This is a genomic window from Ancylobacter sp. FA202 (assembly GCF_000380205.1).
In the GTDB taxonomy this organism is placed as follows: Bacteria; Pseudomonadota; Alphaproteobacteria; order Rhizobiales; family Xanthobacteraceae; genus Ancylobacter.
The window spans coordinates 2,381,689-2,397,955 of record NZ_KB904818.1 but is presented as its reverse complement, the minus strand read 5'-3'; the positions used below and the strand labels follow the sequence as shown (position 1 = coordinate 2,397,955).

The 16,267-nt window shown below is 67.2% G+C and carries 16 protein-coding genes; 6 read left to right on the top strand and 10 right to left on the bottom strand.

Annotation, left to right across the window (positions count from 1 at the left end):
* Window positions 1-26: 26 nt before the first annotated feature.
* Window positions 27-452, bottom strand: coding sequence for a VOC family protein (locus tag A3M1_RS0110755; protein WP_026221266.1), 426 nt, complete (start codon window positions 450-452; stop codon window positions 27-29).
* 205 nt (window positions 453-657) lie between these two features.
* On the opposite strand from A3M1_RS0110755, the gene A3M1_RS0110750 reads away from it, so the two are divergent.
* Window positions 658-1,431 (top strand): ferredoxin--NADP reductase, encoded by a 774-nt coding sequence (locus tag A3M1_RS0110750; protein ID WP_018388973.1) that lies wholly within the window; start codon window positions 658-660, stop codon window positions 1,429-1,431.
* Between the two features lie 32 nt (window positions 1,432-1,463).
* On the opposite strand, the gene A3M1_RS0110745 is transcribed toward A3M1_RS0110750, so the two are convergent.
* Entirely contained in the window at window positions 1,464-1,775 is a 312-nt protein-coding gene (locus tag A3M1_RS0110745; RefSeq protein WP_018388972.1) for a hypothetical protein, read from the bottom strand.
* 160 nt (window positions 1,776-1,935) lie between these two features.
* Between A3M1_RS0110745 and A3M1_RS0110740 the strand changes: the two genes are divergently transcribed.
* Entirely contained in the window at window positions 1,936-2,424 is a 489-nt protein-coding gene (locus A3M1_RS0110740) for a GNAT family N-acetyltransferase (RefSeq protein WP_018388971.1), read from the top strand.
* Window positions 2,425-2,485: 61 nt separating this feature from the next.
* Complete coding sequence (locus tag A3M1_RS0110735; protein ID WP_018388970.1) at window positions 2,486-3,832, top strand: hypothetical protein; 1,347 nt, start codon at window positions 2,486-2,488, stop codon at window positions 3,830-3,832.
* Here the strand turns inward: A3M1_RS0110735 and ahcY are convergent.
* The 6 genes from ahcY to A3M1_RS0110705 all read right to left on the bottom strand — a co-directional run bounded on the left by ahcY (window position 3,826) and on the right by A3M1_RS0110705 (window position 9,581).
* Window positions 3,826-5,238 carry an adenosylhomocysteinase gene (ahcY, locus tag A3M1_RS0110730; protein ID WP_018388969.1) on the bottom strand — a complete coding sequence of 471 codons (1,413 nt, stop codon included), beginning with the start codon at window positions 5,236-5,238 and terminating at the stop codon, window positions 3,826-3,828. The two genes, A3M1_RS0110735 and ahcY, sit on opposite strands and share 7 nt — an antisense overlap.
* Window positions 5,239-5,545: 307 nt before the next feature.
* Complete coding sequence (locus A3M1_RS0110725) at window positions 5,546-5,833, bottom strand: HPr family phosphocarrier protein (protein ID WP_018388968.1); 288 nt, start codon at window positions 5,831-5,833, stop codon at window positions 5,546-5,548.
* Window positions 5,830-6,231 carry a PTS sugar transporter subunit IIA gene (locus A3M1_RS0110720; RefSeq protein ID WP_026221265.1) on the bottom strand — a complete coding sequence of 134 codons (402 nt, stop codon included), beginning with the start codon at window positions 6,229-6,231 and terminating at the stop codon, window positions 5,830-5,832. Before A3M1_RS0110720 ends, A3M1_RS0110725 begins: the two co-directional genes overlap by 4 nt.
* A 180-nt stretch (window positions 6,232-6,411) precedes the next feature.
* The gene (locus tag A3M1_RS0110715; RefSeq protein ID WP_018388966.1) at window positions 6,412-6,891 is read right to left on the bottom strand and encodes an HPr kinase/phosphorylase; all 480 of its coding nucleotides are present in this window, start codon (window positions 6,889-6,891) and stop codon (window positions 6,412-6,414) included.
* Between the two features lie 13 nt (window positions 6,892-6,904).
* Window positions 6,905-8,875 carry a stimulus-sensing domain-containing protein gene (locus A3M1_RS0110710; RefSeq protein ID WP_018388965.1) on the bottom strand — a complete coding sequence of 657 codons (1,971 nt, stop codon included), beginning with the start codon at window positions 8,873-8,875 and terminating at the stop codon, window positions 6,905-6,907.
* A 7-nt stretch (window positions 8,876-8,882) separates the two neighbouring features.
* Window positions 8,883-9,581, bottom strand: a complete 699-nt coding sequence (locus tag A3M1_RS0110705; RefSeq protein ID WP_018388964.1) for a response regulator transcription factor — start codon at window positions 9,579-9,581, stop codon at window positions 8,883-8,885.
* A 188-nt stretch (window positions 9,582-9,769) separates the two neighbouring features.
* Here A3M1_RS0110705 and A3M1_RS0110700 point away from each other — a divergent pair, with 188 nt between their 5' ends.
* A complete protein-coding gene (locus tag A3M1_RS0110700) occupies window positions 9,770-10,519 on the top strand; it encodes a HugZ family protein (RefSeq protein ID WP_018388963.1) in 750 nt (249 codons plus the stop codon).
* Window positions 10,520-10,638: 119 nt separating this feature from the next.
* Complete coding sequence (locus A3M1_RS0110695) at window positions 10,639-12,198, top strand: phosphoenolpyruvate carboxykinase (ATP) (RefSeq protein WP_018388962.1); 1,560 nt, start codon at window positions 10,639-10,641, stop codon at window positions 12,196-12,198.
* 22 nt (window positions 12,199-12,220) lie between these two features.
* Here the strand turns inward: A3M1_RS0110695 and A3M1_RS0110690 are convergent, their stop codons facing one another.
* Window positions 12,221-13,729, bottom strand: coding sequence for a sodium:proton antiporter (locus A3M1_RS0110690; protein ID WP_018388961.1), 1,509 nt, complete (start codon window positions 13,727-13,729; stop codon window positions 12,221-12,223).
* A gap of 193 nt (window positions 13,730-13,922) precedes the next feature.
* Here A3M1_RS0110690 and recR point away from each other — a divergent pair, with 193 nt between their 5' ends.
* Entirely contained in the window at window positions 13,923-14,528 is a 606-nt protein-coding gene (gene recR, locus A3M1_RS0110685) for a recombination mediator RecR (protein ID WP_018388960.1), read from the top strand.
* A 24-nt stretch (window positions 14,529-14,552) separates the two neighbouring features.
* On the opposite strand, the gene A3M1_RS0110680 is transcribed toward recR, so the two are convergent.
* The gene (locus A3M1_RS0110680; protein ID WP_018388959.1) at window positions 14,553-15,899 is read right to left on the bottom strand and encodes an MFS transporter; all 1,347 of its coding nucleotides are present in this window, start codon (window positions 15,897-15,899) and stop codon (window positions 14,553-14,555) included.
* Between the last annotated feature and the right edge of the window lie 368 nt (window positions 15,900-16,267).

Below are 16,267 nucleotides of genomic sequence, written 5' to 3'. Positions count from 1 at the left end.
CCCCTGATGGGCGACCTGAACCAAACTCAGGCGCCGGCGCGTACGGTCAGGCCTTCCAGCTCGGCGAGATGAACGAAGCACAGCTTGTTGCCCTCGGGGTCGCGGCCATAGGCGCCGTAGTAGTCCGGGGCATAGTCCGGCCGCAGGCCCGGCGCGCCCTCGTCGAAGCCGCCATTCTCGATCAGCGCCCGCCAAGCCGCATCTACCGCCGCCGGCGAGGGCGCGGCGAAGCTTACCTGCGTGCCGTTACCCCACGTCGCCGGCAGGCCGTTGAACGGCAGCTGCACGAAGAATTGCGGCCAGCGGCGTCCCGGCATCAGCCACATGGAGCCGGGCGGCCCACCATCGGAGGGCTCATCGACCCGCTCAAGACCCAGCGGCGCCAGCACCGCGTCATAGAAGCCGGTCAGCCGGGCGAGATCGCGCGCGCCGAGGATGATGTGGCTGAACATCGAGGTCTCCTTGATCCTGCTCATGGTCCGGCCACGCCGGCGGCGCATGTTTCCCCACTCGGGGAGTAATGCGCAAGCCGGGGCGCGATTGGCCGGCAAAGCCGCGACAAAGGGTCGACACCGGCCCGAATGCGCAGTAAACGGAGCCCCGAGAATTACATCAGCTTCCAGTTTGTTTGGAAGTTTTCACTTGTATGGATTGTAAATGAGCAATCTCCACACCGAGCGCGTCCTGTCGGTGCACCACTGGACGGACAACCTGTTCACCTTCACCACCACGCGCGACCCGGCGCTGCGGTTCAAAAACGGCCAGTTCGTGATGATCGGACTGCAGGTAGACGGCAAGCCGCTGCTGCGCGCCTATTCCATCGCCAGCGCCAATTACGAGGAGACGCTGGAGTTCTTCTCGATCAAGGTGGCGAATGGCCCGCTGACCTCCCGCCTGCAGCACCTGAAGGTCGGCGACGAAGTGATTGTCGGGCGCAAGCCCACCGGCACGCTGCTGGTGGATTATCTCGTCCCCGGCCGCCGGCTCTATCTGCTGTCAACGGGCACGGGGCTGGCGCCCTTCATGAGCCTCATCAAGGACCCGGAGACCTACGAGGCTTACGAGAAGGTCATCCTCGTCCATGGCGTGCGGACGGTGGGCGAGCTCGCCTATCAGGACTTCATCGAGAACGAGCTGCCGGACAATGAGTTCTTCGGCGAGCTGGTGCACGAGAAGCTGGTCTATTACCCCACCGTGACGCGCGAACCCTATCGCAACCAGGGCCGCATCACCGATCTCATCACCTCGGGCAAGCTGTTCGCCGATCTCGGCCTGCCCCCGCTCGACAAGGAAGATGACCGCGTCATGCTCTGCGGCAGCCCGCAATTGCTCGACGATATGCGCGTCATTCTCAAGGAGAAGGCCTTCGAGGAAGGCTCGACCACGGAGCCGGGCGACTTCGTGATCGAAAAGGCCTTCGTCGAAAAGTGAGCCGCGGGCCGCCTCAGAAGCGGCCGCAATTCTCAGCGTACCCGCCGATCGGAATCCCAGCGATCCTTGTCGGCGCGCGCCGCCTCCTCCGGCGACAGAACGCGGTATTCGGCCTCGATGATCTCGGGGCCACCGCTGCGGCCGGTGCGCCGGCGCCCGCCGAACAGGCGGTAGGCCAGGCCGGCAATCACGATGATGGGGAAGACCACAAGGAACACGCTGGCCGCCACCAGCGCCAGCGCGGTGCCGAGCGCCAGCGCGACGGCGACGACGAGCGCCACCTGCCACCAGCTCACTTTTCGGACGGTGAAACGCATGCGATCGAACGGGTCGGTCGAACTCATCCTCTAGGTCTTTCCTCCTGACGCGGTCGCCCCGCGAAAAGGCGATATGGGGAGCCGGCACGCGGCATTCCAGCGCCGCGCGTGTAATTTCAATGACACGGCGCCCGGGGCCCGCTCCAATGGGAGGGCTGGGGCTGGTCCAGCCGGAACGGGGATCGTGATGCTACGCGACGCGGTGGAAGACGACATCACCGGCATTCTCGCCATCTACAACCATGCCATTGTGAACACAACCGCGATCTGGAACGACACCCCGGCCGACCTCGCCAACCGCCTCGCCTGGCTGCGCGACCGGCGCGGACGCGGCTACCCGGTGATTGTCGCCGCGCAGGCGGGCGAGATATTGGGCTATGCCAGTTTCGGCGATTTCCGCCCCTTCGAGGGGTTCCGCATCAGCGTCGAGCACTCGGTCTATGTGGCCGAGGCGGCGCGCGGGCGCGGGCTGGGGCGGGCGCTGGTGGAGGCACTGTTCGCCCCGGCGCGAGCCCTGGGCAAACAGGTGATGATCGGCGGCGTCACTGGCGGCAACGAGGCCTCGCTCGCCTTGCACGCCCGCCTCGGCTTCCGGGAGACCGGCCGCATGCCCGGCATCGGCACCAAGTTCGGCCGGCGTCTCGATCTGGTTTTCATGCAGAAAGAGCTGTACTGATCCATTGCACAACCTTTGCTTGTGTGGTGTCCTGTGACCATCTTTGGGCGGAGGACACGCCATGGGCTGGGGTTATGACTTACTGCTGCCGCTGATCATCGCCTTCGGCATTCCGGCCATCCTGATCTTTATCCGCAACAGCGTGCGGCAGAAGCGGGCCGGCGTTGCCAGGGAGATCAAGGAGGGGTTCGGCTTCGCGGACGACGCCACGCCCTCCTTCGAATTCGTGGAGGCGAAATATGCCGCCGACCCAAAGGACCGCGCCTGGCCGCGCCTGTTGATCGGCTCCATTCCCTTCTGCCTTGTGGCGATGCTCGGGCTGGAGATCATCTTCGCCAAGGCTGGCCCGGAAGGGGCGAAGCTTGGCAGGTGGATCGCCGCCAGCGCCCTGCTCGGCACCGATAGCACCAAAGCTGGGGAGGTTACGGCGCTGCTCGGCTTCGTCTTTGCCGGCGGCATCCTGTTCTCGCTCGGCTACCTCATGCGCGCGGTGATGAATTTCGAACTCGGTCCGCTCAGCTTCCTGCGGGCCACCACGCATATGCTGATGGCCGTCGTGACCGTCATCGTGCTTTGGCGGGCGGCGCCGGCGGGGCCCGACTGGATTCCCTCCGGCACGTTGTGGTTCCTCGCCGCCTTCCTATTCGGCTTCTTTCCAGATCTCGGCCTGCGCTACGCGATCAGCCGCGCGACATGGCTGCCTCTCAAGAGCGAGCGCACCGAGCTGCTCGAACGCGCGCGCGGCACGCCTCTGGAGGTGATCGACGGCATCGACGCCTGGACGCGATTCCGGCTCGACGAGATGATGATCATGGACGTGCAGAACCTCGCCACGGCCAATCCGATCATGCTCTATGTCGAGACGCCCTTCGGCCTCTACGAATGCATCGACTGGATCGCCCAGGCGCAACTCTGCATCATTGTCGGCCCGCACGCCTTCCTGGCGCTGCGCCAGCACAATATCCGCACCATCTTCGATCTGGAGCGCGCCACGGTGCGCGAGGGAGCGACGGCCAATCTGCGGTCAATGATCGCCGATATCCTCGAACGAAGCGCCCGCGACGAAGCGGCCGCAGCGGCGGCGGCGAAAAAGCCGGCACCGAGGACGGCGAGCGACGAGCCCGCGCCGGTCTCGGCGGCCAAGCCCCCGGTCGCGCTCGACGACGAGGACCGCCGCCACTTGTTCGAAACCATGCTGGACGATCTGCACGTCCACCGGCTGCGGCAGATCTGGGAGCGGGTGGCGGCGAAGCTGGGCACACCTTATCGCCGCCTGTCGCCCCTGCCCGGTCCCGCCGCAGACAGTCCCCCCGGAGTCGTTCCCGCCCTTGGAGCCCCTCCCAGTCCCGGAGTCGTTTCCGACCCCGGTGCCGGGCAGAAGGAACCCGCGGCAGTCGCCGCTCAGTAGCGGTAGTGGTCCGACTTGAAGGGGCCTTCCACCGTCACGCCGATATAGTCGGCCTGGTCGGGGCGCAGCTTGGTGAGGTTCACGCCGATCTTGGCGAGGTGCAGCATGGCGACTTTCTCGTCCAGCGACTTCGGCAGCACGTACACTTCCTTCTTGTACTTGCCGTCCTTGTTGTTGGCGTAAAGTTCGATCTGCGCCAGCGTCTGGTTGGTGAAGGAGGCCGACATCACGAAGGACGGGTGGCCCATGGCGTTGCCAAGGTTCACCAGACGGCCTTCCGACAGCAGGATCATGCGCTTGCCATCGGGGAACGTGATCTCATCGACCTGCGGCTTGATGTTGTCCCACTTCAGATTCTTCAGCGACGCGATCTGGATCTCGTTGTCGAAGTGGCCGATGTTGCAGACGATCGCCCGGTCCTTCATCGCGCGCATATGCTCGATGGTGATGATGTCCTTGTTGCCGGTGGCGGTGACGAAGATGTCGGCAATCGGCGCCGCCTCTTCCATGGTCACGACCTGGTAGCCTTCCATCGCCGCCTGCAGCGCGCAGATCGGGTCGACTTCAGAGACCATCACGCGGCAACCGGCCTGGCGCAGCGAAGCGGCAGAGCCCTTGCCGACATCGCCGAAGCCGGCGACCATGGCGACCTTGCCGGACATCATGACGTCAGTGCCCCGGCGGATGCCGTCGACCAGCGATTCACGGCAGCCATAGAGGTTGTCGAACTTCGACTTGGTGACGCTGTCATTGACGTTGATGGCGGGCCACAGCAGCGTGCCGGCCTTCTGCATGTCGTACAGGCGGTGCACGCCCGTGGTGGTCTCTTCCGATACGCCCTTTATGCTGTCGGCGATCGCCTTGAAATAGCCCTTGGGCTTCTCCTTGAGCTGCTTCTTCAGCAGCGCGAAGAACACTTCCTCTTCTTCCGAACCGGGAGCGTCGAGGAAGGCGGTGTCGCCGTTCTCGGCGCGCAGGCCGAGATGGACATACATGGTGGCGTCGCCGCCATCATCGAGGATCATGTTGGGGTAGCCACCGCCGTGCCAGTCGAACAGCTTGGCGGTGTAGTCCCAATATTCGGTCAGCGTCTCGCCCTTGATGGCGAACACCGGCACGCCGGCGGCGGCGATAGCGGCCGCCGCGTGGTCCTGCGTCGAGTAGATGTTGCACGACACCCAGCGCACATCGGCGCCGAGCGCGACCAGCGTCTCGATCAGCACGCCGGTCTGGATGGTCATGTGCAGCGAGCCGGCGATGCGCGCGCCCTTGAGCGGCTGCGACGGGCCGTATTCCTCGCGGGTGGCCATCAGGCCCGGCATTTCGGTCTCGGCGATCGAGAGTTCCTTGCGGCCGAACGGGGCGAGGCTGATGTCCTTGACGATGTAGTCGGTTGCGGCGGCCATGAGAGGCTCCTGTGCTGATCGTTTGGCCGGGTGATAGCAGCCCCGACCTGAAAATACAATAACGATATAAAGATATCTTTATGTGACGGTTTGGGGCGCCGTTTTCAGCACGGCGGCCGGCTCGCGCGCGGGGGACGCGGCACGGGAACCTTCGGACGTTACGCGCGGAGCCTTTCGCGAGCCTGCCTGACCCACGCACGGCGTCGCCGATGCCGGTACGTTCGGCGACTGCGCTATCGGCGCGCCACCAAGCGAGCCCGACGATCAGTTTAAGGGTTCGGGTGAGTTACTGAACCAGGGCAATGGCCTATTCGCCCTCGCCGAAGCGGTCGGACACCAGCGCTTCCAGCGCGTCGATCGCCGCCTGCGCCTCAGCGCCGCTGGCCTCTACAAGAATGGTGGTGCCGGGTGCCGCCGCCAGCATCATCAGCCCCATGATCGAGCTGCCGCCGACCGTCTCGCCGGCGCGGGTGACGCGCACATCGGCGTCGAAGCGCTCCACCGTCTGCACGAATTTGGCCGAAGCCCGGGCATGCAGGCCGCGCTTGTTGACGATGGCCAGCTCGCGCCGGAGAGCATCCGTGGTGGCGCTCATTTTCCGGCCAGTACGCGGCTGGCGATGTTGATGTATTTGCGCCCGGCCTCTTGGGCCTGCGCCACCGCCTCGCCCATCGGCACCTCGCCGCGCACGGTGGCGAGCTTGACCAGCATGGGGAGATTTATGCCGGCGACCACCTCGATATCCGGCGAGGTCATCACCGAGATGGCGAGATTGGACGGGGTGCCGCCGAACATGTCGGTGAGGATCACCACGCCGCCGCCGCTGTTCACTGCCGCGACCGCATCGACGATTTCCTGCCGGCGCCGTTCGATGTCATCGTCCGGGCCAATGGTGATCGTCTCGATATGGGACTGCGGTCCCATGACATGTTCGAGGGCGGCGCGGAATTCGCTGGCAAGGCGTCCGTGCGTTACGAGTACGAGACCTATCATCTTGCTCCGCCGCACGTCGGTCGACGCGACTGCAATGCTACTGCCGGAGGCCTTGATTTGGGATCGCCCGCCGCCCCCTTTGCGGGGCGCACATCATCGTTGCGCTGCACATGAATGGCAAGTACCGCTGGGGAAAATCCGCGCGAGCCCCCAGGCGGCCCGCTGCCGCACCGCGAGAACCTAGTCCGGCGCGGACTCGGTGAGGAGAAGCGCCAGCACCTGCTGCACGCCATCGCCGCCCGCGAACACCGGCAGGCGCTCGATTTCCAGCCCCTCGATCATCACCCGCCGCGCCGAGACCTCCGGCAGCCGGGCAGCGTCGGCGGCGCCGAGATCGACCACCAGATCGATCACGGCCTCGGCCACAAAGGGCAGACGCCGCAGGCCGAGCCCCCGCACTTCGATCAGCCCGGCAAGATTGTGCGGCGCGGCAGCGAATAGCCGCGCCCCCCGCCGCGACAGAAGCACCCGGTCATCGGCCACCAGTTCGGCCGGAGGCGCCAGCCCGCCGCGCCCGGCGAGGATGAGCGCGAAGGCAAGGTGCGACTTGCCCGCCCCCGAGTCGCCGCGGATCAGCACCCCCCGACCACCAATGCGGACGCAGGAGGCATGCACCGAGGGGGAAAGGGGGGCCGCCGCGCTGTCCTTCGCCTGCGTCATGGTTGCGTGCGCCTCAGCTCGCCGGCAGGCGGACAATGAAGCGGGCGCCGCCGGGCTTTGCCACCGGGGTTGAAGGCTCGCCATCCAGGCCCGCCACGGCGGCGGCCGTCACGGCAGCGGCGGTCATCTCGTCGGCGGACGCAGCGGCAGCGGCGCTCTTGGCCTTGGCGCGCGAGGCCCGCGGCTTCTTCGCCACCGGCGCCGCCGGTTCGGTTTCCGGTGGGCAGGCCTCGGCCGGACGGTTCTCGGCCCAGATGCGCCCACCATGGGCTTCGACGATCTGACGCGAGATCGACAGGCCAAGCCCGGAATTCTGGCCGAATCCCTGCTCTTCGGGCCGGTCGGTGTAGAAGCGCTCGAAGATGCGGCTCACTGCGTGCGGCGGAATGCCCGGCCCGTCATCGTCGACGATGATTTCCACCGTGTCGCGGTGGCGCCGGCAGGTCACTCGGACCTCGCCGCCCTTGGCCGAGAACGAGCGCGCATTGTCGATGAGGTTGTTGATCACCTGGCCGAGGCGGGAATCATGGCCGGGAATGACATAGGTGGCGTCCGTCCCCGGGCCCGGAGCCGGCTCGAAGGAAAGGCTCACCCGCACCCCATCGGCGCGCAGCACGTCATTGTGCACGCCGGTGACGGTGTTGAGCAGACGGACCAGGTCCATCGGCTCGGACTCCTGGCGCTGCAACTCGGCATCGAGCCGCGAAGCGTCCGAAATGTCGGTAATCAGGCGATCGAGGCGCTTCACATCGTGCTGGATCACCTCCAGCAGCCGACCACGCGAGACGTCGGACTTCGCCAGTGGCAGCGTCTCCACGGCGGAACGCAGCGAGGTGAGCGGGTTCTTCAACTCGTGCGAGACGTCGGCGGCGAAGCTCTCGATCGCCTCGATACGCGAATAGAGCGCGTCGGTCATGTCGCGCAGTGCGCCGGAGAGATGGCCGATCTCGTCGGAGCGGCTGGTGAAATCGGGAATCTCGACCCGCGAGCGGGTCCTCCGGCGCACCCGCTCGGCGGCATCCGCCAGCTTCCGCACCGGGCCAGCAATGGTGCTGGCGAGCAGCAGCGACAGCACCACCATCACCGCTATGGCCACAAGGAACACACGCACGATGACCAGCCGCTCGGCCGCCACCGCCTCGTCGATCTCGCCGCCCTGGGTGGAAAGCAGCAGCGCGCCGAGAATGGCGCGGAAACGCTGCACCGGCACGGCAACCGAGACGATGACCTGCCCGCGCTCATTGACCTGCACGGCGCTGGCCTTTTGCCCCTGCAGCGCCTCCATCACCGCCGGGTAGCCCTTGCCATTGTTGGGGCCGAGCTCCTTGTAGAGCGGCAGGTCGCCGCGCTCGAACCAGAACTTCATGCTGTTCCAGCCGCGCTCCATCCAGTTCGGCTTGGGCGTGGTCGGCGCGGCCATGTCGAAACGCAGGATTTCGCCGCGCGCATAGAGCGAGCGCGAATCGAGCAGCAGCGCTCCGTCGCGGTCATAGATACGGGCCCTTGTGCCAGTGGGCTCGACCAGGCGCTTGAGCACCGGAGCGACGCGCTCGGGATTGATCGGGAATTCGAGCGGGGCGAAGCCGTCCTCGCCGGGGCCGTAGCTCTCGCCCGCCCTCAACTCCAGCAGCCGCTCGGGGTCGATGGTGATGGCGTTGGTTTCGACCTGTGCTGAAGCGGCAATCGCGCCGGCGATGATCTCGCCCTGCACGATCAGGCTCTGCACCCGCGCGTCGATCAGTCCGGCGCGGAACTCCGAGAGGTAGAGAATACCCGATACCAGCACAAACATGCCGGCGAGGTTGAGCAGCACGATCCGGCGGGTGAGGCTGGAGAAGCTCTTGAAGGCGACGAAGTTGCGCGCACGGCGCAAGGCGCCGAGAAGCCCCGCCCGCTCGGGCGAGCGGGACGACCTGTCCGTCGGGTCCCCGTCCTCGACGGCCACCTGGCCGGCGCCGTTCCGGGTCAGTTCCGGATCGAGCAAGGACCCGCTACTCCTTGAAGCGGTAGCCGACGCCGTACAGCGTCTCAATCATCTCGAAATTGTCGTCCGTCACCTTGAACTTCTTGCGCAGCCGCTTGATGTGGCTGTCGATGGTGCGGTCGTCGACATAGACCTGATCGTCATAGGCGGCATCCATCAGCGCGTTGCGGCTCTTCACCACGCCGGGGCGGGTTGCCAGCGCCTGGAGAATGAGGAATTCGGTCACGGTAAGGGTGACGTTCTCGCCCTTCCAGGTGCAGGTGTGGCGCTCCGGGTCCATGCGCAGCAGGCCGCGCTCCAGCACCTTGGCGCTGTCGGTCTCGCGCGGCAGGCTGCCATCCTTGGGGGCGAAGCGGCGCAGCACCGCCTTCACCCGCTCCACCAGCAAGCGCTGGGAGAACGGCTTCTTGATGAAATCGTCGGCGCCCATCTTCAGGCCGAACAATTCGTCGATCTCGTCATCCTTGGAGGTGAGGAAGATCACCGGCATGTCGCTCTTCTGGCGCAGACGGCGCAGAAGCTCCATGCCGTCCATGCGCGGCATCTTGATGTCGAAGATGGCGAGGTCGGGCGGGTTGGTCTTGAAGCCGTCCAGGGCGGTGGCGCCGTCGGTGTACGTCTGGATGCGATAGCCCTCCGACTCCAGGGCGATGGATACGGAGGTAAGAATGTTGCGATCGTCGTCGACGAGAGCGATGGTCGGCATCTGCGCACTTTCCTGTTCGGCGGCGGTACACGAAGGGGTGAACCCCGCCGGCGTGGCCACAATGTGACACGCAAACTGATTCAGCGGAAATTAGCGCGTTTCGCGCCCGCCCGCCAATTATGGCGAAGCGCTTGACGACGGGAGCCGCGACGCACACCTCTTGGGCATATAGGGCGGAGCCTTTCCATATGTCACAGACCTCATCCCCATCAGACACATTCGACCCGGCGCGTGCCGTCAAGCGCCTCATCCGCGAAAGCCAGACCGCCGCTCTTGCCACTCTTGATGCCGATGGTGGCCCCTATGCCTCGCTGGTCCAGCTCGCCACCCTGCCCGATGGCTCGCCGCTGCTCCTGCTCTCCCAGCTCGCCCGCCACACCGCCAATCTCCAGCGCGACGCCCGCGTCTCGCTGCTGGTCGACGAGCACCGGCTGGGCGACGAGCTGCAGGGCGCCCGCGCGGGGCTGAAGGGGCGCATCGAGGCCATCAGCGATCCCGACACGCTGGCCACCGCGCGCCGCCGCTTCCTGGCGCGGCACCCGGATGCGGCCGGTTTCGCCGGCTTCAGCGATTTCGCCTTCTACCGTGTGGAGGTGGAAAGCGCCCATCTGGTCGCCGGCTTCGGGCGGATCAAGGATGTGGAGGGCGTCGCCCTGTCCACCCGCATCGACGATGCCGCCGGAGTGCTGGCCGCCGAGGAGGGCGCGGTGGCGCATATGAATGCCGACCATGCCGACGCTATCCAACTCTATGCGCTTCACCTCATTGGCACCGGCCCCGGCCACTGGAAGCTGGTCGGCCTCGATCCCGAGGGCTGCGACCTGATGGACGGGGCGCAGGTGCGCCGGCTCGACTTCGGCCACCGCGTTACCAATGCGCAGGAGATGCGCGCCGCACTGGTCGAGCGCGCCAATTCCGCCCGGGCGGCGGCGGTGTGAGAATTAACCTACCGGCGACAATCCCAGCTTTGGCCACATAATCGTCTCGGAAACTCGCGCAAAACGCCCCTTTGGCCTCCCATGGTCCGGCCTCCTGTCATGCGTAGGAGGAGCCGACCGTGAAGCAAACAGGCACGCAGAGCGACCATTCCCGCCTTGAGGGGCTCGCCCCCGCCGGCACCGGCCGGGTGTTCTGGAACCTCAGCATGGCGTCCCTGTGCGAGCGCGCCGTAGCGCGCGGGGAGGCACGACTTTCCGAGGCCGGCGCGCTGGTCGTCACCACCGCCCAGAGCGGCCTGGAGATCAGCGTCGCGCAGGTCGACGACACGGCGAGCGCGAACAGCGCAGCTCTGTCGGAGACCGTCTCGGGCGAGGTCCCTGTCCTCACGCGCGCGCAATTCGAAGCGCTGAAGACCGACCTGCTGGCCTATGTCGGCCGCCGCACCCTTTTCGGGCAGGATGTCTGCGTCGAGGCGGGGACGGGCCGGCCCCTCCTGCTGCGAGTCCTGTCCGATCAGGCCTGGCACGCGCTCTTCATCCGCCACCTCATGCGCCCCGGTGAGGCGGCGGACACCGACGACACCGCGCCGCGCCTCACCATTCTGTGCGCGCCGGGCTTTCGCCCCAACCCCGAAACCCATGGTGTGGCGGCGGATGGCGCCGTTGCGCTGGACCTCGCCAACGGGCTGGCGCTCGTCGCCGGCACGGCGCGCAGCGAGGCGATCCGCGCGGCTCTCACGCGCCTGATCGCTGGCCCGCTCGCGGATGCGGGCGTGCTGCGGCTCGACGGTGTCGCCACCATCGGTACGACCGGCACGGTTGCCCTTTTCCTCGGCACCGCCGGCGCCGGCAAGAGCTCGCTGGCAGGCGCCCTTGCACGGGGACAGGCGGAGGACGGCGCCCCGGGGCGCCTCGTCGATAGCGCGCTCGGCTGGAGCGAACAGGGTTTGGTCGCGCTGCAGACCGGCACCTCTATCCGCCCCGCCGATCTCGCCCACGCGGCAGAAGTGGAACGCGCCGCGCAGAGCTTTGGTGCCGTGCTGGAGAATGTCGCCCTCGATCCCGCCAGCCGCTCGCCCGACCTGACCGAGGCGGCCAGCACCCCCGCCTCCCGCGTCATCCTGCCCGCGCGTCCTACCGAAAGCTCCCCTCACCTGGGATCGCCCGCTCAGCTGTTCGTGCTGATGCAGGACGCCAGCGGCGTGCTCCCCGCCATCGCCCGGCTTAACCCGGCACAGGCGCTCAGCCATTGTCTTGCCGGCATGGACACCGCCCCGGCGCTGGCGGAACTTCACGGACCCCGCCTGCGCGATCTCCTGGCACGGCACGCGCCCGGCTGCTGGCTGGTCAACACCGGCTGGATCGGCGGAGCCGCCGGCGGGGGACGGCGCGTGCCGCTGGAGGCCAGCCGCCGCCTCGTCGATGCCGCCCAGGCGGGCGAGCTGGCCACCGGCGATTGGCGCACCGATCCGCATTTCGGTTTCGAGGTGCCGGCCGCGCTGGAAGGCGTCGACCCCCGCCTGCTCGATCCGGCGCGGGCTTTCGCCAGCCGGAGCGCGCATGACGGGGCCGCCCGCGCGCTGGCGGGACAGTTCGCCGCCCGCCTCGCCCAATGCGAGACGGCGTTGCGCGAGGAACCCGGAGACACGCAGCCAGGGATGCCTCTCGCGGCGGAATAGCGCCGACGCCGGCGCGTGCCGCCTACAGGAAATACAGCCAGGTCAGCAGCGCGAAGCAGGGCAGGAGGAAAAGGCCGGACCAAGCCATGTAGCCGAAGAAGCTCGGCATGGCGACGCCGCGGCTCTTGGCGATGGCCAGCACCATGAAATTGGGCGCATTGCCGATATAGGTCAGCGCGCCCATGAACACCGCGCCGGCCGAAATCGCCTCCAGCGTCACCGCATGGCGCGTCATCAGTTCCTGCGCGTCGCCCCCCGCAAGGTTGAAGAAGACGAGATAGGTCGGCGCATTGTCCAGGAATCCCGAGAGCAGGCCGGTCATCCAGAAATAGCCGGCATTCACCGGCCCACCGGCCTCATCCGTCACCAGCGCCACCAGCGGAGAGAGTGCGCCGTCAGCGCCCGCGCGCAGGATGGCGATGACGGGGATGATGGTGAGGAAGATCGCCGCGAACAGCTTGGCCACTTCGCGGATCGGCTCCCAGTCGAAGCCGTTGCGCTCACGGATGAAGGCCGGGGTGATCCAGATCGAAATGCCGGCCAGCGCCAGCAGGCTGAGGTCGCGGGCGATCGAGGGCAGCGGCACATGGGTGCCGAGAATGTTGAACTCGATGCCCGGCTTCCACAGCGCGCTCATCAGAATGGCGGCAATGACGCCGCCCAGCAGCGGCAGGTTGCACAGGCCGCGAAGGCCCAGGCGCTCGGTGTCGGGGGTCGGGTCAGACTTGCGCGGCAGCTTTGCCTCGCGCGCATAGAAGTAGCGATCGAGCAGGTAGAAGGCGCCGAGCAGCAGCGCCGCCACCAGCGCGGTGTCGTGGAACAAATGCTGCGTGGTCCAGAAGAAATCGACGCCCTTGAGGAAGCCGAGAAACAGCGGCGGATCGCCCAGCGGGGTGAGCGAGCCGCCGATGTTCGACACCAGGAAGATGAAAAACACCACGGTGTGCACGTTGAAGCGCCGCTCGTCATTAGCGCGCAGCAGCGGGCGGATCAGCACCATGGAGGCGCCGGTGGTGCCGATCAGGCTCGCCAGCACCGTGCCGATGGCGAGCAGCGCCGTGTTCACGCCCGGGCTGCCATGCAGATTGCCGGTGAGCAGGATGCCACCTGAAATGGTGAACAGCGCGAACAGCAGGATGATGAAGGGGATGTATTCCAGCAGCGCCGCATGTGCCACTTCATAGGTGGCGAGCCCGCCACCATAGGTGGCGATGAACGGAACCAGGAAGGCCAGCGCCCAGAACAGCGCCACCTTGCCATAATGGTGATGCCAGAAATGCCCGGCGAGCAGCGGAATGACAGCGATCGACAGCAGCATGCCGACAAAGGGCAGGCCCCAGGCGAGGGGCAGCTGCGCCCCGTCTATGCCCAGGCCCTCGGCGGCCTGGGCCGGCAGGGCCGCCCCCACCAGCAGGGCGGCAAGCAGGGCCAGGCCGCGAAAGGCACAGCCCCGAAAGAAAAGGCCCGCTGGCGAAAAGCGAGGCAGAGCAAGGCGCAGGACGGCACGCGCGGCGGCTTTCGTGGTCGTCATCAATCTCCCCCGGATCGGCGCTCCCCGCGCTGGAATCCGGTTAGCAACCCTCTGTCGGAGTGTCGAGCGAAACCGCAGCTTGGCGGCCTGATATTACCGACGGACGCGAGCGAAAGGCGTGCCCTTTGCGACAGGCGCCACGGTGCGCTAGACGGAGCAGCACAGTGGCCAGCCCGCCGACCTTGAGGATGCCATGCCCCGTGCCGTCGCCGGCCCCGAGATCGAACGCCTGATCCAGCTGCTCGCCCGCGTGCCTGGCCTCGGACCCCGTTCGGCCCGCCGGGCCACGCTCCACCTGATCAAGAAGCGCGAGCAGCTGATGAGCCCGCTCGCCAGCGCCTTCGAGGACGTGCTGGGCAAGATCTGCACCTGCCGGGTCTGCGGCAATATCGACGTGCGCGATCCCTGCTCGATCTGCTGCGACGACACCCGCGATCCCACCCTGCTGGTGGTCGTCGCCGATGTGGCAGATCTGTGGGCGTTGGAGCGGGCGGGCGCGCTGAACGCGCGCTACCATGTGCTGGGCGGCACGCTGTCGCCGCTCGACGGCATCGGCCCGGACGAGCTCAACCTGCCCGCGCTGGTCGAGCGCGTGCAGGGCGGCACGGTGACAGAAGTGCTACTCGCGCTTGGCGCCACGGTCGATGGGCAGACCACGGCCCACTACATCACCGAGCTTCTGCGCGAGGCACACGTCAAGGTCACGCGCCTCGCTCACGGCGTGCCGGTGGGGGGCGAACTGGATTATCTCGACGAGGGCACGCTCTCGGCGGCCATCCGGGCGCGCACCAGCACCTGAGCGCCGCCAGAACGGCGGGAATGACTAGGGCCTTGCCCCCAGCTCGCGGAAATGGCCGCGCGCCTGCAGATAGGCCAGCAGCGCCAGCCCCGGCAGGGCAGCGACCGAGGTGATGGCGAAGAACACGATCCAGCCTGTCTCCACCGCAATGAAGCCGGCCGAGGAGGCGAGGAAAGTCCGCCCCACCGCCGCCAGCGCGGTCAGCAGCGCGTATTGGGTGGCGGTGTGGGCGCGGTTGCCGCACAGCGCCGAGATATAGGCGACAAAAATCACGGTGCCGATGGCGCCGGCGAAGTTCTCGACCACGATGGTCGTCATCAGCGCCGGCACGTTCACGCCCATCCAGGCCTGCCAGGAAAAGGCGAGGTTGGAGAGCATCTGCAGGATTCCACCCACCCAGAGCGCGGTGGCAAGCGGCAGCGCCCGGGCGATCACCCCACCGGCGAAGCCGCCAAGCAGCGCCGCCGCGAAGCCCACTCCCTTGACCACCCCGGCATATGTCGCCTTGTCGAAGCCGATGCCGATGACGAAGGCGCCAGTCAGCGTGCCGGCGAAGGCATCGCAGAACTTGAACAGTACGACGAAGAGCAAGATGGCAACGGCGCTGTTGCGGATGAGGAACTCGCTGAAGGCGCCAACCGCCGTCTGCATCACCCGCTTGACCACCTTGCCCTCGCGGGGCGGCGCGTCGGCCGGCACGGATGGCTCCTTCGCCATCAGCGCGGCGAACAGCCCGACGCCGACCATGGCGGCGGCGGCCAGATAGCCCCACGCCCACACCTCGGCGCGCGGCACACCCAGCAGCTCGAACCACGCCACCAGCAGCACGACGCCAGCACCCGAAGCCAGCATGCCGACCCGATAGGCCGCGACATAGCCCGCCATGCCGGCGGCCTGCTCGCGTACTTCCAGGCTTTCGACGCGGAAGGCATCCACCACGATATCCTGCGTCGCGGAAGCCGTGGCCACCAGGAGCGCGCCGAACGCCACATGCCAGGGCGACAGCACCGGGTCCTGGAAGCCGAGCCAGGCGACGGCGAGAATCAGCAGCAGCTGGGTGAACACCAGCCAGCCGCGCCGCCGCCCAAGCCAGCGCCCCAGCAGCGGCACATCAAGCGCATCCACCAGCGGCGCCCAGATGAACTTGAAATTATACGGCACGCCGACCAGCGCGAAGAGGCCGATCGTGGTGAGGTTCACCTGCGCCTCGGCCATCCAGATGGTCAACGTGGCGCCCGAGAGCGCCAGCGGCAGGCCGGAGGAAAAGCCCAGCAGCACAACGATAAGTACGCGCCGGCGCAGATAGACCGCCAGACTGGCCAGCAGGCCGTCCTCGTCGCGGGTAGAGACGGTGCGGGAGGTGTCGGTCATGATCAGCGGTCTCGGAGGCGGGCTCGCGGGCGGCGCGATTCGGGGTGCGCGATTCGGGGCGCCCGCTATCTCTAAAGCGCTTTCGCCCGTGTTTGAATCGCAATACCCGCAAGCCCCTCCCACGGCAGCCGCGGCCCCTCCGTTCCGCCCGTCGAGCGCCCGCTGCGGCGGAGGGGTTCGGTGCTGGGCCGCCCGCCCCGGTTCGGCTCTTCCGTTGCTGAGCTCGGCGCGGGTTCTGACGTCCAGTGGACGGGACGACCGGGTGCGGCGGGGCGGACGGCGGGCCTTGGAGGCGCGCGGTCCGCTCCGCGTGAAGAGACAGGCGGATCGGCGCGCGGCCTACGGCTTGAGGCTGGCGTCGAGGGCTG